Source organism: Natronorubrum tibetense GA33, from assembly GCF_000383975.1.
In the GTDB taxonomy this organism is placed as follows: domain Archaea; phylum Halobacteriota; class Halobacteria; order Halobacteriales; family Natrialbaceae; genus Natronorubrum; species Natronorubrum tibetense.
Genome location: NZ_KB913018.1, coordinates 231,259 through 257,517 on the forward strand (window position 1 = coordinate 231,259; position 26,259 = coordinate 257,517).

21 protein-coding genes and 1 pseudogene are annotated in these 26,259 nt (G+C 60.0%); 10 read left to right on the forward strand and 12 right to left on the reverse strand.

Annotated features, from left to right (window positions below; translation table 11 throughout):
* Nucleotides 1-43 precede the first annotated feature (43 nt).
* The gene (locus NATTI_RS0121875; protein WP_006092054.1) at nucleotides 44-1,687 is read right to left on the reverse strand and encodes an acyl-CoA synthetase; all 1,644 of its coding nucleotides are present in this window, start codon (nucleotides 1,685-1,687) and stop codon (nucleotides 44-46) included.
* Between the two features lie 150 nt (nucleotides 1,688-1,837).
* Here NATTI_RS0121875 and NATTI_RS0121880 point away from each other — a divergent pair, with 150 nt between their 5' ends.
* Both NATTI_RS0121880 and NATTI_RS0121885 read left to right on the forward strand, forming a co-directional pair.
* A complete protein-coding gene (locus tag NATTI_RS0121880; protein WP_081603685.1) occupies nucleotides 1,838-3,010 on the forward strand; it encodes a thiolase domain-containing protein in 1,173 nt (390 codons plus the stop codon).
* Nucleotides 3,007-3,390 (forward strand): Zn-ribbon domain-containing OB-fold protein, encoded by a 384-nt coding sequence (locus NATTI_RS0121885; RefSeq protein WP_006092056.1) that lies wholly within the window; start codon nucleotides 3,007-3,009, stop codon nucleotides 3,388-3,390. The genes NATTI_RS0121880 and NATTI_RS0121885 overlap by 4 nt, the downstream gene beginning before the upstream one ends.
* A 45-nt stretch (nucleotides 3,391-3,435) precedes the next feature.
* Here NATTI_RS0121885 and NATTI_RS0121890 read toward each other — a convergent pair whose 3' ends face one another.
* Entirely contained in the window at nucleotides 3,436-4,641 is a 1,206-nt protein-coding gene (locus NATTI_RS0121890; protein WP_019992151.1) for an acyl-CoA dehydrogenase family protein, read from the reverse strand.
* A gap of 130 nt (nucleotides 4,642-4,771) precedes the next feature.
* Here NATTI_RS0121890 and NATTI_RS0121895 point away from each other — a divergent pair, with 130 nt between their 5' ends.
* On the forward strand, nucleotides 4,772-5,962 hold the full coding sequence (locus tag NATTI_RS0121895) for an iron-containing alcohol dehydrogenase family protein (RefSeq protein ID WP_006092058.1): 1,191 nt from the start codon (nucleotides 4,772-4,774) through the stop codon (nucleotides 5,960-5,962).
* Nucleotides 5,963-6,127: 165 nt separating this feature from the next.
* A complete protein-coding gene (locus NATTI_RS0121900) occupies nucleotides 6,128-6,652 on the forward strand; it encodes a hypothetical protein (protein WP_006092059.1) in 525 nt (174 codons plus the stop codon).
* A gap of 308 nt (nucleotides 6,653-6,960) precedes the next feature.
* Here the strand turns inward: NATTI_RS0121900 and NATTI_RS0121905 are convergent, their stop codons facing one another.
* From NATTI_RS0121905 to NATTI_RS0121920, 4 genes are all read right to left on the reverse strand, one after another.
* Nucleotides 6,961-8,451, reverse strand: a complete 1,491-nt coding sequence (locus NATTI_RS0121905; protein ID WP_241434398.1) for a sodium:solute symporter family protein — start codon at nucleotides 8,449-8,451, stop codon at nucleotides 6,961-6,963.
* A gap of 13 nt (nucleotides 8,452-8,464) precedes the next feature.
* Nucleotides 8,465-8,791, reverse strand: a complete 327-nt coding sequence (locus NATTI_RS0121910; RefSeq protein ID WP_006092061.1) for a hypothetical protein — start codon at nucleotides 8,789-8,791, stop codon at nucleotides 8,465-8,467.
* Between the two features lie 128 nt (nucleotides 8,792-8,919).
* Nucleotides 8,920-9,345, reverse strand: coding sequence for a universal stress protein (locus NATTI_RS0121915; protein ID WP_006092062.1), 426 nt, complete (start codon nucleotides 9,343-9,345; stop codon nucleotides 8,920-8,922).
* 87 nt (nucleotides 9,346-9,432) lie between these two features.
* Nucleotides 9,433-10,641, reverse strand: a complete 1,209-nt coding sequence (locus NATTI_RS0121920) for an acyl-CoA dehydrogenase family protein (protein WP_006092063.1) — start codon at nucleotides 10,639-10,641, stop codon at nucleotides 9,433-9,435.
* Nucleotides 10,642-10,874: 233 nt separating this feature from the next.
* Between NATTI_RS0121920 and NATTI_RS0121930 the strand changes: the two genes are divergently transcribed.
* Nucleotides 10,875-11,606 carry an SDR family oxidoreductase gene (locus NATTI_RS0121930; RefSeq protein WP_006092064.1) on the forward strand — a complete coding sequence of 244 codons (732 nt, stop codon included), beginning with the start codon at nucleotides 10,875-10,877 and terminating at the stop codon, nucleotides 11,604-11,606.
* 42 nt (nucleotides 11,607-11,648) lie between these two features.
* On the opposite strand, the gene NATTI_RS0121935 is transcribed toward NATTI_RS0121930, so the two are convergent.
* Nucleotides 11,649-12,818 (reverse strand): CaiB/BaiF CoA transferase family protein, encoded by a 1,170-nt coding sequence (locus NATTI_RS0121935; protein WP_019992154.1) that lies wholly within the window; start codon nucleotides 12,816-12,818, stop codon nucleotides 11,649-11,651.
* A 292-nt stretch (nucleotides 12,819-13,110) separates the two neighbouring features.
* Here NATTI_RS0121935 and NATTI_RS0121945 point away from each other — a divergent pair, with 292 nt between their 5' ends.
* Both NATTI_RS0121945 and NATTI_RS0121950 read left to right on the forward strand, forming a co-directional pair.
* Entirely contained in the window at nucleotides 13,111-14,166 is a 1,056-nt protein-coding gene (locus NATTI_RS0121945) for a phosphotransferase family protein (protein WP_006092066.1), read from the forward strand.
* 273 nt (nucleotides 14,167-14,439) lie between these two features.
* Complete coding sequence (locus NATTI_RS0121950; RefSeq protein ID WP_006092067.1) at nucleotides 14,440-16,413, forward strand: 3-hydroxyacyl-CoA dehydrogenase/enoyl-CoA hydratase family protein; 1,974 nt, start codon at nucleotides 14,440-14,442, stop codon at nucleotides 16,411-16,413.
* 151 nt (nucleotides 16,414-16,564) lie between these two features.
* Here the strand turns inward: NATTI_RS0121950 and NATTI_RS0121960 are convergent, their stop codons facing one another.
* The 4 genes from NATTI_RS0121960 to NATTI_RS0121975 all read right to left on the reverse strand — a co-directional run bounded on the left by NATTI_RS0121960 (nucleotide 16,565) and on the right by NATTI_RS0121975 (nucleotide 21,783).
* A complete protein-coding gene (locus NATTI_RS0121960) occupies nucleotides 16,565-17,566 on the reverse strand; it encodes an LLM class flavin-dependent oxidoreductase (RefSeq protein ID WP_006092068.1) in 1,002 nt (333 codons plus the stop codon).
* A gap of 800 nt (nucleotides 17,567-18,366) precedes the next feature.
* Nucleotides 18,367-19,131 carry an IclR family transcriptional regulator gene (locus tag NATTI_RS0121965; RefSeq protein ID WP_006092069.1) on the reverse strand — a complete coding sequence of 255 codons (765 nt, stop codon included), beginning with the start codon at nucleotides 19,129-19,131 and terminating at the stop codon, nucleotides 18,367-18,369.
* 508 nt (nucleotides 19,132-19,639) lie between these two features.
* The gene (locus NATTI_RS0121970; RefSeq protein ID WP_006092070.1) at nucleotides 19,640-21,097 is read right to left on the reverse strand and encodes an amidase; all 1,458 of its coding nucleotides are present in this window, start codon (nucleotides 21,095-21,097) and stop codon (nucleotides 19,640-19,642) included.
* Nucleotides 21,098-21,324: 227 nt separating this feature from the next.
* Entirely contained in the window at nucleotides 21,325-21,783 is a 459-nt protein-coding gene (locus NATTI_RS0121975) for a MaoC family dehydratase (RefSeq protein ID WP_006092071.1), read from the reverse strand.
* Between the two features lie 173 nt (nucleotides 21,784-21,956).
* On the opposite strand from NATTI_RS0121975, the gene NATTI_RS0121980 reads away from it, so the two are divergent.
* From NATTI_RS0121980 to NATTI_RS0121990, 3 genes are all read left to right on the forward strand, one after another.
* A complete protein-coding gene (locus tag NATTI_RS0121980; RefSeq protein WP_006092072.1) occupies nucleotides 21,957-23,525 on the forward strand; it encodes an AMP-binding protein in 1,569 nt (522 codons plus the stop codon).
* A 65-nt stretch (nucleotides 23,526-23,590) separates the two neighbouring features.
* Nucleotides 23,591-23,830, forward strand: coding sequence for a hypothetical protein (locus NATTI_RS0121985; RefSeq protein WP_006092073.1), 240 nt, complete (start codon nucleotides 23,591-23,593; stop codon nucleotides 23,828-23,830).
* A 492-nt stretch (nucleotides 23,831-24,322) separates the two neighbouring features.
* Nucleotides 24,323-25,855 (forward strand): class I adenylate-forming enzyme family protein, encoded by a 1,533-nt coding sequence (locus tag NATTI_RS0121990; protein WP_006092074.1) that lies wholly within the window; start codon nucleotides 24,323-24,325, stop codon nucleotides 25,853-25,855.
* Nucleotides 25,856-25,881: 26 nt separating this feature from the next.
* On the opposite strand, the pseudogene NATTI_RS26680 reads toward NATTI_RS0121990, so the two are convergent.
* Nucleotides 25,882-26,259 (reverse strand): annotated as a pseudogene (locus NATTI_RS26680) (alpha/beta hydrolase); the annotation flags it as partial.

Genomic DNA, 26,259 nt, shown 5'->3' on the forward strand with positions numbered 1-26,259 from the left:
AGCGACCGGGAAGGGGCCGAACCAGCAGCGAGACGTCAGGCGGTCAGTCCCGTTCGCGTTCTTCGAGTTTGTAGCGCTGAATCTTCCCGGTCGCCGTCGTCGGGAGTTCGTCGACGAACTCGATTTCGCGGGGGTAGGCGTGTCTTGCCAGTCCGTCCTTGACGTGAGACTGGAGGTCCTCGAGCGTCGCCTCAGGATCGTCCGGCGTCTCGACCGGGACCACGAACGCCTTGACGATCTGTCCTCGCTGGTCGTCAGGGACACCGATCGCGGCGGCTTCCGCAACGGTCGGGTGCTCTATGAGGCTGCTCTCGACCTCAAATGGGCCGATTCGGTAGCCGGACGAGATGATGACGTCGTCGCTTCGACCTTCGTACCAGAAGTAGCCGTCCTCGTCCTTGCGGGCCAGGTCGTCCGTAAGCAGCCAGCCGTCGTAGAAGGCGTCCTCCGTCTTTTGGGGCATCTCCCAGTACTCGTCCATGAGGACCCACTCTCTTGGCTTCGCCGCGACCTCGCCGATCTCGTCGGTTCCGACCGGCTCTCGGGTCTCGGGATCGAGCAACTCGACCTCGTATCCGGGGGAGGGACGGCCCATCGATCCGGCTTTGGTCTCCATATCGAGGCCCGCGTAGTTGTTGACGATCATCCCCGCCTCGGTGAGGCCGTACGTGTCGTGGACCTTGAGGCCGAGGTTGTCCTCGAACCAATTGTACACCTCCGGGTTCAGCGGTTCGCCGGCGCTACTCAGGACGCGCAGGCTCTCGAAGGAGTGGCCCTCGAGTACGTCGTCGCCAGCGGCGATGATCCCGCGATACGCACTGGGTGCGGCGCCCATGACAGTGACGTCGTGTTCGTCGAGAATCCGGACCCAGTGCTCCGCGTCGAACTGTCCCGAGTGGAGCAGCCGGGTCGCGCCGAGCGCCATCGGTGCGAACCCGGCCGTGAAGAGGCCGTACGACCAGCTCGGGTCCGCAGCCCCCCACACGAGGTCGTCCTCGGTGACGTCCATCGCGTATTTCGTGTGGGGATACAGGATCGGCAGTACCTTGTGAGACATGACCACGCCCTTTGGCGGCCCCGTCGTCCCGGAGGTGTACTGCATCGCCGCCGCTTCGTCCATACTGGTGCGGACGACGTCGTACTCGGTCGACTGGCCGTCGACGAGGCTGTCGTAGGCGTAATCGCTGGCCTCGTTGTCGCCGTCTCCGACGCTGATGACGTCGAGTTCGGTCTCGATATCCAGGCTCGTGACCGTGTCGTCGTGATCGGTGTGGTAGAGCAACAGCTCCGGATCGCAGTCGTTGACCCGGAACTCCACGGCCTGTTTCTCGAACGCGGTGAACAGGGGAACGTGGATCGCCCCCGTCTTCCAGATGCCCAGAACGGTGATGATCGTCTCCGGGATCTTCGGGAGCAGCGTCGTGATGCGATCGCCGCGTTCGATTCCAAGTTCCGCCAGCGCGTTCGCGACTCGATTCGACGCGTCGCGAAGTTCGGTGAACGTGTACTCGGAGAGCTTCCCCTCCTCCGAGACCCACGCGAAGCCCACGTTCCCCGATCCGGCGTGTCGATCGACGGCTTCGTGGGCCATGTTCAATTCCTCCGGCGCGTCCCAGTCGTACGTTTCGAGAACCGACTCCCAGTCGAACGACTCGTATACCTCCTCGTATTCGTCACTCGTTAGCATACCATCGGATGGTTGCACCTTATATATGATAAAATTACCGCCAGATGGCGTTCAGGCGCAGTGTCAACAGCGTAACTGGGTCTCGAGTACCGCACAGTTCCTGAGCCGACTCCTCACGTTTATGAGAGTAGAGCCCGAACCACTCGGTGTATGGGAGAACGAGCCACAGTAGTAGGGGCCGGTATGACGAAATTCGGCCCTCACGAGCAACCACTACCTGAACTGTTCGCCGACGCCGCACTGCCTGCGCTTTCCGACGCCGGGATCGGTCAGAATGAGATTGATGCGTTCTACCTGGGCAACACGCTCGGTGGGATGACAGAGAATGCGTCTCATTTGGCACCTGCACTCGCGAGTCATATCGGCCTCCGCAGCATCCCGTGTCAGCGATTCGAGGACGCCTGTGCCACGTCGTCGAGTGCGTTCAAACACGCCGTCCAGGCCGTCGAAAACGGTGTCCACGACACCGTGCTGGTTGGGGGGGTCGAACGGTGTACGCCGACAACCGGGAAGGAGACGGACGAGATGACGAAGATATTCGCGAGCGCGACCCACCGCCAGTATGAACAGCCGACGGGCATTACGTTTCCTGGCGTCTTCGCTCTGCTGACGAAACGCCACATGCATGAACATGGGACAACCCGTGAACAACTGGCCGAGGTCGCAGTGAAGAATCAGCATCACGGGAGTATGAATCCACGGGCCCACTTCGGCGAAAACGCGACCGTCGATGATGTCCTCGAGAGTCCGGTCATCGCCGATCCGTTCCACCTCATGGACTGCTGTCCGTTCTCGGACGGCGCGTCCGCGGTCGTCGTCACGTCTCCGGAACTCGCGGACAGCTACGACGGCGAGGGCGTGAACGTGACCGGGATCGGACACGCGACGGACATTGTCCCGATCGCCGACAAGCAGGGGCTGACGGAGACGAGAGCCGCACGGGACGCGGCAGCGGAGGCGTACCGACAGGCGGGTATCGATGCCGACGACGTTGACTTCGCAGAGGTCCACGACTGCTTCACCGGGGCGGAAGTGATCGCGGTCGAGGCGCTCGGACTCGTCGAGGACGGCAAAGGCGGAACCGCCGCAGCCTCCGGACTCACGGCGCTCGGCGGCGAGGTCCCGGTAAACCCGAGCGGCGGACTTAAGGCGAAAGGACATCCGATCGGCGCGACCGGAACCGCCCAGATCGTCGAACTCACCGAACAACTCCGCGGAGAGACCGGCGACCGCCAGGTCGAGGACGCAGAGATCGGAATCGCACACAATCTCGGTGGAGACACTGCGACGACGTTCGTGACCGTCATGGAGGTGACAGCATGAGTGAACTGGATCTCGCGACCGAACCGGACGAACTGACCTACGAGGACTGGGCGAAGGCGCTCCGCGAAGGGACGCTCCTCGGACAGCGATGTGGCGATTGCGCGCACGTTACTGGTGCACCGAAGGCGGCCTGTGCCCGCTGTGGCAGCCTGGACCTCGAGACGATCGAACTCTCGACGACGGGGGAGGTCTTCACCGAGACCAGGCTCGAGGTCGTCCCAGAAGGTTACGAGCGGCCCCACCACGTCGTACTCGTATCGCTCGGCGACGCACGTGTCATGGCCCACGTTCCAGAAGCCGTCGAGATCGGCCAGCAGATCGAACTGACCGACACACTCGAGGTCGACGGCGCCGTCGCCCCGGTGTTCGAGCCGAACTGATCGGCCCGGTCATTCTCGTTCTCGGAGCCGACGTTCTGCTCCGGACTATCCGAGCAACCCGTTTTGCTTCGCGATCGTATTGAGTTGGAGTTCGTCGGTTCCCTCGACGATTCGAAGCATCCGGGCGTAATGCAGGTGATCCATGAACGGATTTTCTTCGGCGAGTCCGCTACCGCCGTGGACCTGGACCGCGGCGTCAGCGACCTCCCAGAACGACTGCGTCGCGAACCAGTTGAAGATGGAGGTGTCCTCGACGACGTCCTCGTCGTTGTCCATCAGCCACGCACAGCGAAGTCCGGCCGTTTCCGCGGCGTACTGTTTTGCCCGACCGCGAGCGATCATCGACGACACCTGCTGGAAGTTCCCGATCGGCTGTCCGAACGCCTCCCGATCCCGTGCGTACTCCGTCGCGAGCGCGAGGAGGTGGTCGCTGAGGCCGACTGCCTGGGCGCCGAGCTCGAGCCGCCCCAGCGAGAGGAAGTCCATCGCGGCGTAAAACCCATTGTCGACCTCGCCGAGAACCCGATCGTCGGGTATCCGGACGTCGTCGAACCGGAGTTCGCTCTGCCAGCCGACCTGCCCGGGCACGTTGTTGAACGATCCGCGTTCCCACTCGTCGGATTCGACGATGAAACACGTGATTCCGCCGTACCGTCCTGCCTCTTCCTGCGGCGTCGTTCGAGCGAACACCTGGGCGAAGTCCGCGTACGGGCCGTTCGTGATCCACTGTTTTGTCCCGTTGAGAACCCACTCGTCGCCGTCTCGTTCGGCAGCCATCTTCATGTTCGGCGAATCCGAGCCGACGCTCGGTTCGGTCTGGGCGAACGCCGTCGTCTTTTCGCCTCGGACGAGCGGCCGAACGTACATCTCGCGCTGTCGCGCGTCGGCCAACAGCAGCAGCGGCTTCGGTCCCTCGGGCCCGGCGAGGACGTACTTGTTGAGGCCACGCCCCTTGGAGAACACGTGCTTGATCGACCGGTACCACGTCACGGTCGAGACGCCGCCGCCACCGACCTCTTCGGGCATGTTCATCGCGTAGAATCCCGATTCGGCGCTCTTCTTCCGGACCGTTTCGATCGCGTTTAGCAGCTCGTCGGTCACTCGTCCGTTCGGCTCGTGACCGCGCCGAGGGTTCGTCAGGGCCTCTCCCAGCCCCTCCTCGAGCGGCTCGACTTCCCGTTCGATGAAATCGTCGAGGCTCTCGAGGATCATATCTGTTTCACTGCTCGTCTCGAAGGACGTACCGACCATGCTAATCACAGACAAAGCCGCTGAGCTTATAGCTTTGGTTCGATTCCGCCGGTCGACGCCGAGCCCCGAAACCCGGCTCGCGTCGCTGCGATGCAAATGTATATTCCGTATGCACGTGTTTTGATATCGTATGTCGCCCAAATACCGATTTTCGTACGACCCGGGGACGATCGTCTACGGCCGGAACTGCCTCGATCGAATCGAGGACGAACTTGAGTGGATCGGCGCCAAACGAGCCCTAATCGTCTGTGGTACGACGGTCGGCTCCATCGACGACGTAATCGATCCGGTCGTCGACGGGGCCGGTGACCGACTCGCCGGCGTGTTCGACGAAACGACGCCGGACAAGCGACTGACAACCGTATTCGACGGCGTCGACCGAATGGACGAGGGCGAGGTCGACGCGCTGGTGAGCCTCGGCGGCGGGAGCAGTCTCGATATCGCAAAGGTAATGAGCGTCGTCGCAGCCAGCGACCGGTCTCCCGATGACGTTCGAGCGACGTTCGAACGCGAGCGGACGATCCCGATTCCGGACGCCGAGCTGACACCGATCCTCACGATTCCGACGACGCTCGCGGGATCGGACCTCTCCGCGGTCGCCGGGATCACCGCTCGCAAAGGCGGGCTCACCCGCGGTGCACTCATCGATGACCGGCTGATGCCGAGCGCGCTGTTCTACGATCCGGCGCTCTTCGAAACGACCCCGCACGAGATTCTTTGTGCATCGGCTATGAACGGGTTCGACAAGGCCGTTGAGTCACTGTACGCACGCAACTCGACGCCGATCACGGACGGGACCGCAGTGCGGGGGCTGCGCCTGCTCGACCGAGGGTTACCGCGACTCGGCGACGGCGACCGCAGCGAGGAGACGCTACACGACTCAATCATGGGAACGGTCCTGGCACAGTACGGTGCGCTGGGCGGCGAGAATGTTACCGCGTCGCTCATTCACTCGTTCGGCCATGGGATCTCTCGCGGCTACGCGATCCAGCAGGGCGGTGCCCACGGTATCATCGCCCCGCACGCGCTTCGGTACCTGTTCGATAACGTGTACGGTCGGCGCGACCTGCTGGCGGAGGGGTTCGACGTCGACGAGACGGACTCGCCCGAGGAGACCGCCACTGCGGTCGTCGAAGCTGTCACGGAGGTTCGCGACGCGCTCGGTCTGCCCTCGCGGCTTCGCTCGATCGATGACCTCTCGGAAGACGACTTGCCGCACATCGCCGTCGAGGTCGAGGACGATGTGATGATGGACAACGTGCCCGAAGGATTCGAGCCGACGGCGGACGAACTCGAGGACGTCCTTCGCAATATGTGGTGATTCGAGTCCAACCCGAAGCAGGCGCGAAGCGCCACGCGGAGACGTGTGGGACCGGTCGCAGGTGTCAGGGCGTACGCGGGATTGAGTCGATCGTTGTAGTCCCGGACCGTGGGGGAACCGTTGGTTAACCGCAACCTCTTTTCGTAATCCCGTTTTAGAACATGTATGTTTAGAAAACTGCTTTCTCTGTACATCGGTAGCCGATGGCGATCGTTTTGCGGTATAGACCGGGACGAATTCACCGAACTGGCCATAGAAACGCTCGATGAACTCGAGTACGATTACACCCACGAAGTGACGGAAACGACGAGCGGAGAAAAGTACATGCTCACAGCCGGGGACGAGAAAGTCGAGATAGCAATTAAAGCACCAGAGCAGTTCACGATTCAGGTAGTGACCGCGAAGGCGAATCCCGGCGTCGGCTACGCGCTCAAATTTTTCTCCACGAAAGAGATGCGTGAGGAGATGACATCAAACGCCTGTGTCGTCGATATCCAGGACGTCACGAAGACGACGCGGCCACGCATCGCGCAGTTCATGCAACGAGTAATCGAGCAAAGCGACCATCCGCCGTGGAAGGTAACACACCACGTCGGATTCCGTCTCGCCTTCCTCCTCCGGTGGAAGATACGGATCCTCTGGAAGTACTGGCTTGGTGTGGATCACGATCCTGCCACTGACGCGGCGTAAGTGCTGTTTTTGGCTTCTTCTGACGGAATACTCCAAACGACTATTATTAGTCATAACATATCTAATGGAATATAATCCCGACAATGGAACGGTTTTCGAAAAATAGACTCTAGCGAATCGCCATACTGCGTCGGGTTCTAGTGTCTTGCAGTCTTTGTGAGAGCATCCAATCGTTTCGTTAACGCCGAACTCCTCGAGGTGACAGTCAGGATCTGCCCCCTAGCGATGCCTCGATCGACGTGATTTATCGCCGAAGGTCGTCGCCATCTAGTGTTTCAACTGAGCTAAAAAATTGAGTGGGTATCCGGTTAGTCGTCGTCAGTAACAACCTTTGTCGGCGTGTCGCCGGTTTGGTGGAACTGAATGAAACCCTGAAGCTCTTCGCCGGTCGGCCGGCGCGTCGCTAGGGTCACTGCGACGAAGGTGATCACGCCGAGTGGTACCGTTACCAGGACTTCTGATTGTTCAACGGGCATATATCCACCCAAGAACAGGACCACGTACGAGCCCCCTCCGACGAGCATCGAGGCAATCGCACCTGGTGCGTTAGCGCGTTTCCACCACGTTCCGATTGCCAATGCAGGGAACAATCCGGACGCCGCGCCGCCAGCGATGATCGTAGTCATGATCCCGATGATTCCCGGCGGCGAAATCGCAAAGTACGCTGCCGCGAACGCACCGACCCAGATCACGAGTGTTCCGAGTCTTGTCTCTTGTTGCTCTGTCAGACCAACATCCAATGATTCGGGAATGTCATGCGAGACGCTCGCACTGAGCGCGACTAGCAGTGCGTCCGTCGAGGACATCACCGCCGCCAGCAACCCGGCTGCGCCAAGCCCTTGAACGATCGGGCCGGTGTACTCGACCAGAACCGCGTAGTAGAAGTGGTCAGCGGTCGCGAGGTTCGGCTCGAGCGCCATCGCAGCTCCCGCGACGAAGAATGCGGACAACACGAACGCGCTAATGTAGAGTAAATTCATCCACATGAAGCCCCGTCGGGCGGTCTTTGCGTCGGCGCTTGCGAGCGCCCGCTGCCCGAACTGAGGCAGACCAAGGAATGCGAGAATCCATGTGAATCCGATCCCGAGGACCATCAGGTACGGTGCACTATTTCCAGCAAAGGTCGGATCGTTCGCCATTGCACCGGACAGCGTCCCGCCTACGCCCATGTCCGCGAAGATGATCGGCAGCGGGAGCAGGGTGAGGATGAACATCATGATTCCCTGTATGAAGTCGGTCCACGTGACTGCCCACATCCCGCCCAGCGATACATACAGAGCAAAGATAACTACGCTAACAAGTATACCCAGTTCATAACCGAGCGAGGGCAGGACGAATTCCATCGTGATCCCCGCCGCAGTCAGCTGGGGTACGAGGTACGCCCAAGATGCTACGGCGAAGATAATCCCGGCTACCAAGCGGACTGTGGTGCTTTGATATCGTTTTTTAAGGTAGTCCGGAACCGTGTAAACGCCACTGCGGCGCATCGGTGCAGCGATGGTGATCATCATCATCAACCCTCCAGCACAGACGGCCACGACAACCATTGTCGAGAACGCAGCACCGAAAGCGTACGCGAAACCTCCGAACCCGAAGAACGAACCGGCGCTCGCCGTTACCGCGAAGTACGCGAACACTTGAACGTAGAGCGGAATGTTCCCGCCCGCGATCCAGAAGTCGCCGGTGCTCTCGCGCGACTTTTTGAAGAAGTACACCCCGATCGCCATGACCAAGATGAAGTACAGTACCAGCATCAATATGGCTTCCGGACCGCTCGATACCTCGGGCGTGACCTGCATTGGCGAAATCATGTTACCATACCCCATCTTCGATCTTCATCAGCCAGTACTCGTAAATGAAGCCACATGCGATGATTACGAGGCCCCATATCACGGACGTGTACGAGAACAGCGTTAATTCACTATCGCCGGGTTCGGCGTATATGGGTAGTCCCGCCAGAAGTATGAACGAGATTACCACTACTGACGCGATCCCGATCATCGGCTTGAACCCCGGCTGGTCCGTGAAGCTGATGTCTTCGTACGCTATTTGTTCCGTTTCGGTCGGTCCTGTTACCTCTCCCCCTGTCGGTTCACTGTCGAGGGGGTTTGCGTCGTCTTCCGGTGTTTCGCTTGCCATGGTTAATCCTCACACACTGATGTGATCTGTAGATGTATATTAAAATATTGTGTTTAAATTCTGACTATTTTGGCCAGATCGGTTCTCATGTCGAACTCGCCGTCACTCGGTCGACTACGATACGCAACTTATCCGGTCACTACGACGGGAACATCGACGTGAAGGATTACTGCCTGAGTTACGCTCCCGAACAGCAGTTTCCCCGTCGGCGAGCGCTTCCGCGCCCCGATAACGACTAGATCGATGTTCTGATCGTCGACGTAATTTAGTATTGAGTCGGCCGGATCCCCACTACTTACTGCACTGACCGCCTCGAGACCCTTTGATTCGGCCCGATCAGCGACGTCAGTCGCGATCTGTTCGGCGCGACTCCGAAGATCCATCTCCTGTTTCTCGGTGGCGTCGACCGACAACGAACCGTATCCGCCCTCCCGGCTGTAGGCGCAGAGCGAGTGGACGACTGCGTCATGTTTCTCCGCCATCTCGAACGCGTGCGGAACCGCTGTTTCCGAAATCTCGGTACCGTTCACTGGAACGAGTATGTTCTGATACATCTACTAGACAAACACTTCGGCCCCAAATAACATTTTCCATAAAATTGTTAGAAATTCACATGCATGATCAAGGCGGTGAAGTTCGACCTAAAAGGTCGGAAGCGGGCCTAACTCATCCATATCGATGTCTTCGTATGCGTCACGAGCGATCACGCGCTTGTGGACCTCGTCGGGACCGTCGACGATGCGGAACTGTCGCACGTTCTCGTAGAAGTCGGCGATAGGCAGGTCCTTTCCGATGCCGCTCGCCCCACAGAGCTGGAGCGCCGTATTGATCGCGTCTTCCGTGACGTTCGCAGTGTAGAACTTACACATCGATACCGGTACGCGGGCCTGATTGCCGCGCGAAATTTCGTTGGCGGCGTGGCGAACCATCGTCCGCGCGGCGTGGAGGTTGGTTTCGGCTTCCGCGATATCGAACCGAACACCTTGCTTGTCCGCGATCGCTTCGCCGAACCCCTCCCGCTCACTCGTGTAGGCCTTCGCGACCTCCAGCGCTCGAGTGGCCATGCCGGAGTATCGCATGCAGTGGGTGAGTCGGGCCGGACCGAGACGCTTCTGTGCGATTGTGAATCCTTCACCTTCCTCCCCCACCAGGTTTTCTTCCGGGACGCGGACATCGTCGTAGATGATCTCCGAATGAATATCGGACGTAATATCATCCCCCAAGTGGGGAATGTCCCGCTTTACTTCGAGACCGGGCGTGTCTTCGGGTACAATGATGAGTGAACAGCCTTCGTACGGGTGGCTATCCTGGTCCGTTCGCGCGAGCGTGATGAAGAAGTCAGCTTCGCTGCCGTTCGTGATCCACCACTTGTGGCCGTCAATGACCCACTCGTCGCCGTCTCTCTCTGCTGTCGTCTTGATCATTTTCGGATCTGCACCGCCGCCCTGCCGCGGCTCGGTCATCGAAAATGCGGATGTGAGTTCGCCCTCCAGGAGCGGCTCCAGCCATCGCTCCTGTTGCTCCTCGGTTCCCGCGAGTTCGAGCGTATGCATGTTCCCTTCGTCGGGGGCGTCCACGCGCATCGCCGGCGGAGCGAGCAGGCTCCGGCCCGCCTCCTCGAACAGCGGGAGCACGTCGCGAAACTCGACACCCATACCGCCGTGTTCTTCCCCGATCTGTGGGGCGTACAGGTTTCGGTCTCGAGCCTCTTCGCGGAGATCTTCGATCACGTCGTCGGGAACTTTCGTCCCGCCTTCCAGTTCCCGCTCGCGTGGAATGACCACCTCGTCAACGAAATTACGCGCGCGCTTGGCTAACTTTCTCGCCTGCTCGGAGTCTTGGTACTCCATACTGGTACTCTTGTTAGAACTCGATTTATAATTATTCCCCGCGGATACACGACCCGGGAGACCGCGACCCGTGTCAGCGGCGGATCTTCAGTAAAACTATTTACTGAAATAGCTCGATATCGACGCACGGTCACTGCACGGTGAGGCGAGGCGTGTCGGGAGCGATGGACTCGCGCCGGCATGGGAACTCGCGATCGTCCTCGCGCATCGAGCAGCGATCGGAGTATTTGACCATGATGGACGAAATCAGCCTCGACGGACGGACTGCGATCGTAACGGGCGGTGGACGCGGAATCGGACGCCAGATTGCACTCGAATTCGCTGACCGCGGCGTAGATGTCGTCGTCGCGGCCAGAAGTGAAGACGAGATTACCGACGTTGCGTCGATGATAGACGAACGGGGCGGCGAAGCCGTCGCGGTGCCGACCGACATTACCGTTACCGACGATGTCGGCACGCTCTTCGAGCGCGCTCGAGAGGCTTACGATCAGGTGGACATCCTGATCAATAACGCCGGAATCAGCGTCAACGAGACGATCTGGAGTCTCTCGGACGAAGAGTGGCAGAACGTTATCGACGTGAACCTCAGCGGTACCTTCCGTTGTACCAGAGAGGCGTTGACCGGCGGCATGCTAGAGCGCGACGAGGGCACGATAATCAACATGAGTTCGCTTTCCGGAAAGGTCGGATTCACACAGACGGGCCCATATACCGCCTCGAAGCACGGAGTTCAGGGACTGACAAATGTCCTGTCGAAAGAGCTCAAGGAGACGGATATCCGCGTGAGTGCCGTCTGTCCCGGCCAGGTGAAGACCGAACTGACGGACGATATCGTGGCAGTCGATCGGCTCGAGACCGACGATATCACCGATATTGTCCTCTTTCTCGCGACTCGACCACCGTCCGTCTACATCCCCAAAATCGTCGCCGTGCCGCCGGAGTCGATTCCGCTCGTTCGACACTGACGGATCAATCCGAGAAATCCCGCTCAACCGCGGGTGCGGCGATCAGACGACGTCGTTTTTTTCGAGTTCGTCCAGCCGTTCCTCCGAGAGGACTCGCGAGAGGATCTCATCGGTGTGTTCGCCAAATTCGGGGGCCGGCGTACGCATGTCGTCAATGTCACTCGAGGATTTCGCCGGGAAGCCAACGTACGAGAATTCGCCGTCGCCGATGTCCATTTCCCGGACCATCTCCCGCGATCTGAGCTGTGGATGTTCGAACACCTCGTCGAACTCGTTGATCGGTGCGAACATCGTCTCGTCGGATAGGTACTCCTCCCATTCGTCACGGGTGCGCTTTTCGAACTCGGACTGGAGCTCCTCACGAGCGTACTCGGCGTCGTCCCCGGTCGCGAACTGGTACTCCGTCAGGTCCTCGCGGCCGAGTTCTTCGAGGAACTGGTCCCAGAACTTCTCTTCGCGGGGGGCGATGGTTACGTACTTCCCGTCTTTTGTCTCGTAAACGTTGTAACAGGGTGCCTCCATCGCCGCGGGCGAGCGTTCTTCTTCCGGTAACTCGTCGCTCATGAACGCGCGCCAGCTCTGGCCGGTCGACAGCGACGCAACGACATCTGTCATCGAGACATCAAGATACTGACCGCCGTTTCCGGCCTCGCGGTCGAGAAGTGCGGACGTGATCATGAATGCGCTGAACATCCCGCCGACTTTGTCCCCGATCTGATATGCTGGAACGGCCGGGAACGTCCCGTCTTTCGAGACGGTATCGTTCATCAGTCCCGCGACCCCGACGTAATTGATGTCATGGCCGACGCGGTCGCTGTAGGGACCGTCCTGTCCGTAGCCGGAGAGCGAACAGTAGACGATATCCTTGTTGACCTCGCGAACGTCGTCGTATCCGATGCCGAGGCGATCGACGACGCCCGGCCGGAACTGTTCGAAGACGACGTCCGCGTCGGCGGCCAGTTCGAGAAACGCCTCGCGACCCGCCTCGCTTTTCAGGTCCAGCGTTACGCTCTTTTTGTTCCGGTTGACGGAGTGGAAGAGCGCACCCGAGTCCGTCGACTCGACCTCCGGTTCGAGCCAGCGGGCGTAGTCTCCCCTCGTCGGCTCCTCGATCTTGACGACTTCGGCGCCCATGTCTGCTAGCAGCATTGTCCCGTACGGACCCGGCAACAGCCACGTCAGATCGAGAACGGTGTAGTCCTCGAGGTTCATGATCGCGTCCCTCCGGTCACCGTCCGCATTCGTCGACCGTTTCTCCCGTTTCCGTGGTCCGCCTCGGACGGGAATGCCGTCGTTCGATCGGCTACCATGTGTGGTGCTGGCATACTCTTCGAGTATCACGTATTCCCTTATTAAGCATTTGGAGACGACCGCTCGCGTCGGCAGGAGCGGCGGCGATGACCGTGCTCCTGAGACTGCCAGCGATTCAGCATCGTGAGAGTAGTGACCGTAAGCACAATGTGAAGATTAAACTACTACGACAACGAGTATCAAGCAGAGGACGATGGCCGAAAACAAAACCTATCTTGACCGGCTTGTCGACAAATCCGCGTTGAAAGAGTATCTAGAGCGGGAGCTCGGCGACGCCAGAGCAGTCACCGTCCAGTACCACGACGAGGGTCACTCGAACGAGACACTGTTCATTGAGTGGGGCGAGCAGAATCTCGTCATGCGACGGCCGCCGGCCGGGGAGACGGCGGACACAGCCCACGATGTTCTCCGGGAGTACCGCGTCATCTCTTCGCTCGAGGATACGGGCGTTCCGGTCCCGAATCCAATACTGGCCTGCGACGATACGTCGGTGATCGGCGGCAAGTTCTACCTGATGGAACGTCTCGAAGGCGATGTCATCCGCGATCACGAGCCCGATCGGTTCGCGACGGCCGGGCAGCGTCGTCAGGTCGGAGAAACACTCATCGACACGCTCGCGGAGATTCACACGATCGACTACGAAGCGGTCGGGCTGTCGGATCTCGGTCGTCCGGAGGGGTACACGGAACGACAGGTCGAACGCTGGGGGAAGCAGTTCGACTGGGCATACGAGACGACAGCGGACGAACGGGATGTACCCCACATCGACGAAATCGCTGAGTGGCTCGAGGCGAACATTCCCGAGGAGTACGAGCACACGCTCGTACACGGCGACTTCAAACTCGACAACGTGATGTACGCCCCCGGGACCCCGCCGAAGATCAACGCCGTGCTGGACTGGGAGATGGGAACCCTTGGCGATCCGTCGGCTGATATCGGCTGGATGCTCTGTTACTGGGACACCGATCCCCTCATCGACGAACTGATGCCAACGTTCCTCGACCAACCAGGATACCCGAGCAAGGAGGAACTCGTCGAACGGTACGAGGAGCAGTCAGGACTCGAGTTCACGAACCGCCGGTTCTACGTCGCGCTAGGTCTGTACATGCTCATCGCGGTCTGTGAGATGTTCTACGCGCGGTATCTCAACGGGAACAGCAACGACGACCTCTACCCGAAGATGGGATCCGTCGTACCGGAGATCAGCCAGCGAGCAAAGGAAGTTATCGACGGCGAACGCGACATCTGAACTCGCACCCGAAACTGGGAACCGGCCCGTTGGCGATCATGGCTGCGTCGTCGACAAAGCGGGCAGACGTTGTACACCATCTCCGCGTACTGCTGGACGGTCCGTCAATCGTCCGCGTCACGAGAGTCGACCGAAGTCTCTGTCAATCCTTCAGCAGTGTGATCGCCTCGGTGAGACAGTCGCTCCGTGCTGGCTTCCAGAGCGGAGGAGTGTAAACCACAGTCGGGGAAAGCTATAACACATGTCATGGTAAGTATCTACACGAAGTCAACAATGAGCGATCCACTAGCCGACCGTGTAGACGCTGTTACTGTCGTCGGTGCCGGAACGATGGGCCATGGAATCGCCCAGACGTTCGCGACGGCCGGATACGACGTCACTATCTTGGACATCGACAACGACGTGCTGGCAACGGCGCTCGAAAAGATCAATGAGAGCCTGACGAAACTCGGCGAGAACCCCGACACCATCCTCAATCGGATCGAGACGACCACGTCTGACGAGGAGGCCTACGGGGACGCTGACCTCGTCGTCGAGGCGGTTCCCGAGGACATCGAGCTGAAAGAGAACATCTTCGGTACTATCGACGAACTCGCACCGGATCGAGCGATCCTGGCGACCAACACCAGTACGCTCCCGATCACCGAAATCGCGTCCGCGACGGATCGGCCGGGCGATGTCGTCGGGATGCACTTCTCGAATCCGGTTCAGCTGATGGAAATTGTCGAGGTCATCCGCGGCGAGGAGACGCGCGATGACGTGTTCGAAGCGGCCCAAGAGATCAGCGAAGAGATTGGAAAAATACCGGTCCTCGTCGAGAAGGATATTCCCGGCTTCCTCATCAACCGGATCAATCTCCGCTTCTGGCTTGAGGGCGTACGACAGGTCGAATGGGGGATTCAGGACGAGAAAACTATAGACGCAGCACTCCGCCGAATCGGTCTCCCGATGGGGCCGTTCGAGGTACTCGACTTCAGCGGTATCGATGTCGCCACGATGGCCGCCCGATCGATGCGCGACCGGGGAGTCGACCTGCACGTGCCCGACCTCCTCGAGGAGAAGACCGAGGCCGAAGATCACGGGATGAAAACCGGTGCGGGCTTCTACACCTATCCGAAACCGGGAGAGTACTCGCGCGTTGATATCCCGCGCGAACGGCGGTACGACTTCGATCCGAAGGATCTCCTCGCGCCCGCCGTCAACGAGGCAGCGTGGCTGCTGGCCAACGACGTGACTACGAAGGCGGAGATAGACAAGGCGATGCAGATCGGGATGAACTGGCCGCGGGGTCTCCTCGAAATGGCCGACGAGTACGGTATCGATCGACTCGTCGACCGACTTGAGACGCTGCGCGAGCGGTCCGGCTGGGAGGAGTACGAACCTCATCCCCGTCTCCGGGAAATGGTCTCGAACGACGAACTCGGACGGAAGACGGGAACCGGGTTCTACGAGTGGAGCTACGAGCAGATGGAGTTCAACACGGTCCAATACGAGCGACGCGAGTATATCGCCTGGATCACGCTCAATAGACCCGAGCAGCTCAACGCCTTGGACGAACCGAGCTGGGAGGGACTGAACGACGCGCTCGAGTGTGCAGCAGCGGACGACAAGGTCCGCGCGACGATCCTTCGAGGATCGGGACGCGCATTCTGCGCCGGCGACGATATCGCGGAGATCCAGAGCTGGGAGTCGACCGAGGACGCCGCGGAGATGGTCGAGGAGATTCTCGGTCCGACCGTCCAGACGCTTCGGGACCACCCGAAACCGGTGATCGCCGCGGTCGACGGCGTCGCGAACGGGGGCGGTTGTGAACTCGTGCTCCTGAGTGATCTCGCAGTCGCCTCCGCGGACAGCGATTTCGCCCTGCCCGAGGCGAAGATCGGTGCGCTTCCGCCGATCGGACTCACATACGGTCGGATGAGCCTCGGCAAGAAATCGATCATGGAACTCGCGATGACGGGTGAGCAGCTGACCGCTACCGAAGCTGAATCGATGGGGATCGTCAACTACGCTGTCGATGATGGACAAGTCGAGGACATCGCCCGCGAACTCGCCCGTTCGACGTCGGCGTCGGGCCCGAAGTCGGTCGCGGAGATGAAAGACCTGTGGTCGAACATGGAGGACGACCTGCTCGAAGGGTGGTTCGGCGACGCCATGGACCGTCTCGTCGAGCGGACTCAGTCCGAGGAGGCTGAAGAGGGGCTCGCGGCGTTCCTTGAGAAGCGTAATCCGGACTGGCAGCGATAGAACACCGAGATCAACCGTCTTGCTACGCGACGACGGTCGACTCTCCCCGGGAACCGGTTATTCTCCATCGAACCCGTGGTCACAGTTCTTCGAAACGCTGCTAGCGTTCGGTTGCCGATCGTTATCGAGAGATGCGGGACCGATCCCGAACTCACGCTGAGTCATCGATACGTCCGAGAGCGTCGATGAGTGATTCAATCTCGGCCACGGACGCGTCCATCGAGGGCATCGCGATGATGACGTCAGCACCGTCGCGAGCGTACCGCTGGAGCTGCTCCCGGACATCTGATTCGGTTCCGGAAACGGTTAGTTCATCGACCATCCGGCCGGAGATCGCGTCGACTGCCGCCCCGCGGTCTCCGTCTCGGAACAGGGCGTGGGCCCTGTCCGGCGCATCCCCGAAGCCGTAGTCGTTGACCTGTTCGTTGTATCCCATCGCCATTTCCTGTGCGAGGAGGTAACGGACGCGTCGCTCAGCGCGATCTGGATCGTCGTCGACGGCGATGGGAACCCACGGAGCGACGGTCAGTTCGCCCGGATCCCGGCCGGCGTCTCTCGCGCTTTCTCGGACGTCAGTGACGTGACTCGAAAACGAGGGCTGCGGAATGAACGCTGGCAGCCAGCCGTCTGCGTACTCTCCGGTCAGCGCGCGGTTCGCGTCGCTTATCGCGGCGTTGAATACCGGGACCTCGTCGGTCGTCTCGAGCGCCATGGAGTACGGGCCGATATCGAACACCTCCCCGTCGTACTCGACCGTCCCACCGGCCGTCGTTTGCCGGACGATTTCGATCGTTTCGCGCAGCCGTCGGAGCGGCCGGTCGAAGGCCATCCCGTGCCACCGTTCGACGAGCGGTGGCGAACTCACACCGACTCCGAGCAGCGCCCGCCCGCTCGAGAGCTGCTGCAGGGTCGCCGCGCTCATCCCGAGCAACGTGGGGCTCCGGGAATAGACGCTGGCCACGCCGGTCCCGATCCGAACGTCCGTCGTGCACTGGGCGACCGCGGCGAGCGTGGCTACCCCGTTGCTGCCGGATGCTTCCTGTTTCCACACCGAATGGAGGCCCGTCTCGTCAGCTCGCCTGGCGAATTCCAGCGTTTGCTCAAGCGATACGTGCGAGAACTCGTCGGGAAGGACGAATCCGAGTTTGGTCATCGTTCGTCAATTCGGCGGCGATGGCTTCAACCTTCGCGTCACATCTCAGCTCACGAGGGTGACGAGTTAACCAATTTCCAGCATCGGCCCCCTCTCGAGTGTTCATGTATCGCGTAACTTCCGCTTGCGGTCCTCTCGGTTACCCTTTCACTCTGAAAGTTGTGTTCCGATATGGTGATCTGGATCACCCTGGTTCCGTCACGTTACAACAGCGGTATCTAACCGTCTAGTTCGATCACGATCGACGAATACCGTCTCATTCCGACCACCAACAGGCTACATTGTGACTTACCCCACATATGGGTCAGCAGCGTCCTACGAACCCAACTATTCGGTGGCCGATACCCGCGCTGATCACACGTATTGGATTCAGTACACGATTGGAAGGTACACCGAAAGGCGTCGAGGTACGACACGCCGGCATCGTTACGCTGTATCCGTTGTTCGTCTGGGCTGCAGACCAGCGGCCGATGGACGAGTACTTCGGAGACGCTCCGTCGGCGTGGTCGCACGGTTTGTTCGATTGTACCGCATTCCCGCTTCATCTGGGTATGGGACAACGGCGTATTGAAGGAAACTCACTCCGAGCGCGGTTGTCAACGTCCTCGAAACACACGAGGTCACGAACTTCTTTACGCCGCTAACGCTCCTCCGACAGCTCATTAACCCGTCTATCGATTTCGAAACTATCGACCACGAGCTCCGAGTCGTAGTAACTGGCGGTGAACCGCTCGATCCGTGGAGGCAGTAATCACCGTCAATTTAACGATGCAATCTGTATTACATGCTGCGAGGATAAGTCACGAGTAAGATAGGTTGACTTGAATGACGTTCGCGGTCTCGAGGATTCGGTTCGGATACTCTTTGTGGATCATTGCATCGGTAAGACGGTTCGCCGGGCCGTAGATGGCGATACCGGCGGTAACAGCGTCGCCGCCGGTCTCAACCGGTGCACCGACGCCGCGCATTCCCTCGAACCGTTCCTCGTCATCGATAGCGTAGCCTACGTCTCGGATCTGTGTGAGATCCTCGAACAGTTCGTCCGAACTCGTAATCGTGTTCCTGGTCTTCGGTGCCAGACCGTATCGATCGACGATCTCGCGGACGCGATCGTCGGAAAACTGCGCGAGAATTGACTTTCCGCTCGCGGTCGTGCTCAGTCGCGTCTTCGTCCCGGGATGCGTTTCCCGTATGTGAATGTTCGAACTCTTATCACCCTTCTGTAGCTCTATGATGACACCTAGTCCATCCTCTTCGATCATGAGGACAACGTACTCACCGGTCTCTCGCGAGAGGGATTTGAGTTCGGGCTCCGCGACTCGATAGATGTCGTATTGGTTCCGAATTCGATTCCCGAGTTCAAGAAACCCGAAGGAGACGGTATATTGACCATCGGGCGATTTGACGACGTAACCGAGCGACTCAAACGTAGTGAGATAGTCGTACACCGAACTCAGCGGTATGTTGACCTCTTCAGCCAATTCGGACGCCGTCGCCCCCTCGAGATCCGCGAGCGTCTCCAGGAGCCGATCTGCCCGCTTGACCGATTTGACTGCGGTTGTCATACGCACTCGTTCCACAGGCCAGCGGATAATTGTTCCGGCTATTTCGAAATCGGTGCATCGACCAAAGCGGGGAGAGCGGTGACTAGCGCGGTGTGATAATTCGATGTTGCGCGTATCCGCTTCCCATCTCCGCCTCACTTTAATTACGGTAATACCGTAATTCTCGGGATATGGTTATATATTTACATTGGTACGAATGTAAATCTCCATTCACAATACCGCTGAGCGAACCGAAACGCATTACACAGGCTTGATTGTAATAAGTGTGCGACCGGAGAGCTAATAACCGGTTTCGATCCGCTATTAGACTATTATTTGGCACCAACCAGTATACTTTGGCTATTCCGGAATATATCCCAGAGTACGTGGTTCCGGAAGCGACAGTTAACGACGCACCAGTCCTGCAACTGTGTCACACATCGCCACGAGGAGCACGCTCCGCATATACCGTAACGCACTCCGGAAAAGAACAGATACGTCCCGGAGGACGTGACGCTCGCTGTTCGTATCAGCTCTGTCCGGGATAAGCGTCGTGCCACGGGCGCTGTCGTTCGAACGCTCCGCTAGCTGCGAGGACGTCGGCGTCGGCAAATCGATCCCCAACGAGTTGCATTCCGATAGGGAGAGAATCGTCCACGAATCCTGCCGGGACCGATGCTGCCGGATGATCGGTCATGTTGAATATCCAGCTGAGGATCCAGTCGATAAACGGATCGATATCAGTGCCGTCGACTTCTGACGGACCGAGTTCGTCGGCGTCGAACGGCGGAACGGCGATCGTCGGTGTCACTAACAGGTCGTGCGCGTCAAACACGTCCGAGATTGCGGCGTACACGTCAGTTCGGACGCTGTCGGCGCGTTTGTACTCCATTACCGAGTGAGCGCGACCGGCCTTCACAATCTCGACGAATAGCGAATCTATCTCCGACTCATGGTCCGCGACCAAGTCAATTCCGTGTGACATGTATAGCTGTCGAGCGATGTCCGCCACCATCACCTGAAAGAGCGTCTTCCAGGCGTCGCGGATCTCGTCCGGGTCGCGATCGAAGTCGATCGGTATCTCGTCGACCGTCGCACCCGCTGTCGCGAGGTCGTCGACCGCGTCCTCAACCGTCTCCAGGACGCGACTGTCGATCGTGAACAGTCCCAGCGTTGGACTGTACGCAACCTCGAGGTCATCGATCGATCGGTCGACGGCCGCGACGTAGCTCGAGTCCGCCTCCGGATGCGTGAACGGATCGTCGGGATGCGGTCCTGTCATCACATCGAGGAGTACCGCAGCGTCCTCGACGGTCCGGGTCAGCGGCCCGTGTTGGACGAACGGCGTGTGTTCCGCGAACGCGTTCGTCGGATTCCCATTCGGGACCCGACCGAACGTCGGCTTGAACCCGTACACCCCACAGCAGGCGGCGGGAATTCGGACCGAGCCCCCGGCATCGGACCCCTGAGCGGCCGCGGCAAGCCCGTCCGCGACCGCAGCGGCGCTCCCGCCGGACGAACCGCCGGCGGTCCGCTCGGTGTCGAACGGCGTCCGGGTAGTCCCGACGAGTTCATTATCTGTTGTCGGTCGATTGCCGAACTCCGGAGTGTTCGTCTTCCCGAGGACGATTGCACCGGCATCCTCGAGTCGTTCGACCACGGGAGCCGTTCGATCCGGAACAAAGTCCTCGAAGACCGTCGACCCGAACGTGTGACGAACACCCGCCTTGTACGCGAAGAGGTCCTTAATCGCGATCGGGACGCCGTGCAGCGGGCCGGTCTCGTCACCGCGTTCGATCGTGCGCTCGGCCGCGCGGGCCTTCGCTCGCGCCTTGTCTCCGATGACCGTACTGTAGGCTCGTAGCTCGTCGTTGCGCTGTTCGATCCGCTGGAGGTAGGCATCGACCGCCTCGAGTGGCGAGATCTCTCCCCGATCGATCTGCTTTGCGATATCCGTCATCGACGTAAAACACAGTTCCGTCACCATGGTACGGACGTTCCGCGGATGGTGTGTTAAGCGTTTCCGTCCCGGGGACGGTCGCAGTGGAGAGTTCCACTCGGTCCGCCTGCCCGGACAAACGCTGCGAGCGTCCCGTCCACTCACGTGGCGGAAGGCTTCGCACACGATCCGATCTCCGTCTGATTGCCACCCGGACGTCCGTGTCGTTTCACGACGAACGAGGAAGCCGACAAGGACTCGGTACTCGTCGCCTGCTACTCAGTCTGACCTTCCGGTCGTCGACGAACGATGGTTTCCATCCGGAGCGACAGGACGACGGCGTCGCTGTCGTCGAGCACGCGCTGCTCGTACGTGACGTATCCTCTTTCCGAGTGACGTTCGGACGGGGTCGTTTCCAGGACTTCGAGTTCGACGTGCAACGTATCCCCCGGCCGTACCGGCTGATGAAATTGCAAGTCGTCCATCCCTCTGCCACCGAGATTGGCGATCATGTCGAACGTCTCCTCGACGGTCAGTTTGCTGGCCAGCGCCATCGTGTGAATTCCACTCGCGATCAGTCCGCCGAATATTGAGTCCTCGGCCGCCGCCTCGTCGACGTGGAACGGTTGCGGATCGAACTGCTCGGCGAATTCGATTATCTCGTTTTTCTTGACGGTGTATCCGCTCGTCTCGAACACGTCACCGGGTTCGAGATCCTCGAAATATCGAGTCATACGGGACTACTCTCTCATACTGGGTAAAATAGTTGCTGCAGGTAGCTCGGTTCTCGACGGACGGTTCGCGAAGGGTGCCTGCGGTACGACGACCAATCCCGTCTGCAGGATGACGACCGGTCCCGTCCGTGGAAAGAGTTTACTCGCTTCGACACGAGTCGGTAGAACATACCATGATCGACAGTGACATCCTGACAGCGCACGGACTGCTTCACCAGGCCTGTACGAAGTACGCGTCGCGTTCGCTCGCCACGGTCGGCGGCGAAACGATGACTTACGGCGAGGCGTGGAACCGCGGCGGGAAACTGGCACGAGTGTTGTCCGAGCGCGGGCTCGAGAAAGGCGACTTTGTCGGCATCATGATGTCGAATCGGCTAGATTATTTCACTGCGAACTTCGCCTGCGTTCGCGGCGGCTTCGTGAACGTTCCGATGAACGATATGCTGACGAGAGACGAATTCTCGTATATGCTCGCCGATTCGGGGGCACGGGGTGTGGTCGTGGGTCCGGATTTCACCGACACGATCGAGGAATTGCGATCCGATCTCCCTGACCTCGAGACGGTAATCGCCGTCGACGAGAGCCCGCCGGACGGACAGCTCCCGCTCGACACCGCCCTCAACGAGGCCGGCGATGTCGCGCTCAACGTGTCTATCGATCCGGGTGACCTCCTGCGACTGTCCTACACCGGCGGAACGACCGGCCGGCCGAAGGGGGCGCGGCACACGCATCGACTCATCGCGATGGACATGCTCGCCCACGTCATCGCGTTCGAAATCCGCGACGGCGAATCGATGCTCATCTCGACACCGCTTCCTCACGCGGCCGGATACATCCACCTGGGTGCATTGACACAGGGGGCGCATCTCACCGTCACCCCGGGGTTCGATCCAGGAGAGTTCCTCGCGTTGCTGGACGACGAACCGATCACCTGGACGTTTCTGGTACCGACGATGATCTACCGGATGCTCGACCACGACGCGGTGGCCGACGCGAACGTATCGACCCTCGACACTCTCGTCTACGGTGCTGCACCCATCTCAGAGGAGCGTCTGACAGAGGCGATCGCCGCGTTCGGCGACGTGTTCATCCAGGCCTACGGCCAGACGGAGATGCCGAACGTCGGAATGGTCCTCCCGAAAGTCGATCACGAACCGGGCGCAGACTGCGTCCAGTCCTGCGGGCGTCCCGCGACGATGGTCGACGCCGAAATCGCCGAGGTCGAACACGGGCGGATCGAGTCGATCCTCGACCGGGGCGGGGTCGGCGAACTGATCATGCGTTCTCCCTACGTAATGGACGGCTACCACGACAAACCGGAACAGACTGCGGAGACGCTCGTCGACGGCTGGCTCCTGACCGGCGATATCGCCCGAATGGACGAAGAGGGGTACGTCTACCTGCTCGACCGCGCCAACGACGTCATCGTCTCGGGCGGAATGAACGTCTACACCACCGAAGTAGAGGACGCTCTCGAACGCCATCCCGATCTGAACCTCGTCGCCGTCATCGGCGTCCCGCACGACGACTGGGGAGAGGCGGTTCACGCCGTCGTTGAGACCGAGAGCGACAACATCGATTCCAGCGACATACTGGCGTTCGCCGACACTCATCTTGCCAATTACAAGAAACCGAAGAGCGTCGAGTTCCGCGACAAGATTCCGACGACACCCTACGGAAAGGTGGACAAGAAGGTCCTCCGTGAGCCACACTGGGAAAACGTCGACAGGAATATCCATTGAGTCTGTCGCGACAGCGGCTGAAATCATCCTCGTAGCGTTATTTGCTCTGGTGTTCAATGATGCCTATGGAACAGCCTGATCTCACGACTCTGGGTATACTCGAGGTCCTCACCGAAGAAAAACAAGCGACGGTCCGAAACATCCACGACACCCTCCAGCATAACTTCGGTCGATACTGGTGGGCGAGCACCGGAATACTGGGCCCGACGATGACGTGGCTCAAGGAGCGCGGTCACGTCGAATTGAAGCTCGCCAACGGGGCCGGCACGTACCAGATCACCGAATCGGGCGGCCACCGATTGTAATCGCTGCTTCGAGAACCGCTTGAGGACGTCTCCCTCTCACCGCTGCAGGTGCCGCTGGTAATGAAGTTCGGATTTCTCCATCACCTGCCTCCCACCGAACAACGGCAGGAAATCGACGCGCTCACCAACCAAACTCGGCTGCACGGTCGGAGCTGGTCGACGTGCGATCGAGACATGAAACGGCGGTGGGCGAACGTGACATGGGCTACCGGGGAGACCTGATACGGGTTTGAACATTCGTTCTCGACGTGTTTCTGGAGTGGCTCGATACGATCGAGGGCGGCCGCCCCGAGAGGGGCGTCAACGCCATGTAACCGTCTGGAGGACCGATATGTCGGACACTATCTCCAGATGAGGCGACGCTACGAGGGTAGTGAGTCTAGTTCGGGCCGCATCGAACGAACCGTGCGTCCACCGATGAGGATACCGGTCTACTGACGAGACCGAACGGAACGACAGCTAAATGTTGTATGCCCACAAAACACGTAGAATATGAAGCGAATCGAAAAACTGCTTGAGGCGCGAGTCGAACGAACGCCGGACGAACCGTTTCTCACCGTTCCGGACGAGACGTTCACGTTCCGTGAGGTGAGAAACCAGTCGAAGCGATACGCGAACGCGCTGGCGGAGCTCGGCGTCGACGCCGGTGACAGGGTAGCGCTGTTCCTGCCGAACAGGCCCGAGTTCGTCTTTCTCCTGTTCGCGAACGCGTATCGCAACAGCGTGACGGCGCCGTCGAACCCCGAGTACCAACCGTCTGAACTGCGACACTCGCTCGAACTCTCGGGGCCGAGGGTACTCGTGACGACGCCTGACCTCCTTGAGGTCGCCGTCGATGCCGCGGATGGAACCGCCGTCGAACGAATTCTGACAACGGAGCCGGTCGACGGTCACGAGTCGCTCCCCGCGCTGGCGGCCGACCAGTCGACCGATGTCGAACCCCACGACGGCAACGCGGAGACGGTCGGCCTCCACATGTACACGTCCGGGACGACGGGGCCGCCGAAGGCGGTTGAGTGCCGGCACAGGAACTGGACGATCAGCGCGATCGATTTCCAGAAACGGCTGGAGATCACGATCGACGACACGCTGTTTACGGCGTTGCCGCTCTTCCACGCGAACGCGCAGATATATTCAACCCTCGCCGCCGTCGCGGGGGGCGCGGAGGTCGTGATTTATGAGCGGTTTTCGTCGACGAACTGGTGGGACTGGTGTCGCGACCACGACGTCACGGTGTTCAACGCGATGGGGAGTATGCTCAAGATGCTGGACAACCTGTCCGAAACCGAAGCCGATAGCGACAATCCGGTCGAAATCGTCATGTCCGCGGGGACGCCCCCCGAACTCATCGAACCGTTCGAGGAACGGTTCGGCGTACGGATGGTCGAAGGCTACTCGCTCACCGAAGCCCCGTTGGCGATGCTCAACCCGGTCGACGAATCCAAACGGCGCATCGGGTGCGTCGGGCTCCCGCCGGCAGAAAAACGCGTTCGCATCGTCGACGAGGACGGAAATCCGGTACCGACCGGTGAAAAAGGCGAAATCGTCCAGCGCGATCCGGCACTCATGGCGGGCTATCACGGGCAGCCGGACAAGACCGACGAAGCGATGGTCGACGGCTGGTTCTACACGGGCGACTACGGCAAACTCGACGAGGACGGTTTCCTCTACTTCCTCGATCGGAAAAAAGACATCGTCCGCCGGGCCGGCGAGAACATCTCGTCTTTCGAGGTCGAGAGCGTCATCAAGGCGATGGACGCGGTCGACGAAGTGGCCGTTATTCCGAGTCCCGACGAATTCTACACGGAGGTCGTGAAAGCGCTCGTTCGAGTGAAAGACGGCGAAGAACTCTCACCGGCGGAAATCGTCGATCACTGTCGCGGCGAACTCGCCTCGTTCAAGCTCCCGCGATACGTCGAGTTCGTCGACGAGTTCCCATACACGCCGACCGGGAAAATTCAGAAACAAAAGCTCCGGGATCGCGAACAGGAAGCGGAGCCGGAGCACTGGGATCGAGAGCCCTGAACAGTGCCGGTTCCCGGGTGGCTCCGCTACTGACGGACGGTCCGGTTCTGGAAGCTATGGACTGCGTCGTACAGTGCGGTCCGTCGTCGCTCGAGGGGGATAAAATGCGTTCCGCCGCTGATTTCGACGTACTCTCGGTTCGCGTGTCCCTCGCGGAGTTCGTCATACAGCGCGAGCGCGTCGGGTCGGGTCGCGGTCGGATCGAGCGAGCCGCGAACGACGAGCGTCGGCGGGGTGATCTCCTCGGCTCGATAGACCGGGGTACCCTCGGCTGACGCACGAAGGTCCCGGAGCGTTCCGTTCGGCACCTCGACGGTAGGCACGTCCACCCCATCGAGTCGGGCGGTCGAGGAAGCGAGCCCCTCCCAGACGGCGTCGAGGAGCGGATCGCTCCCGCCGCCCCC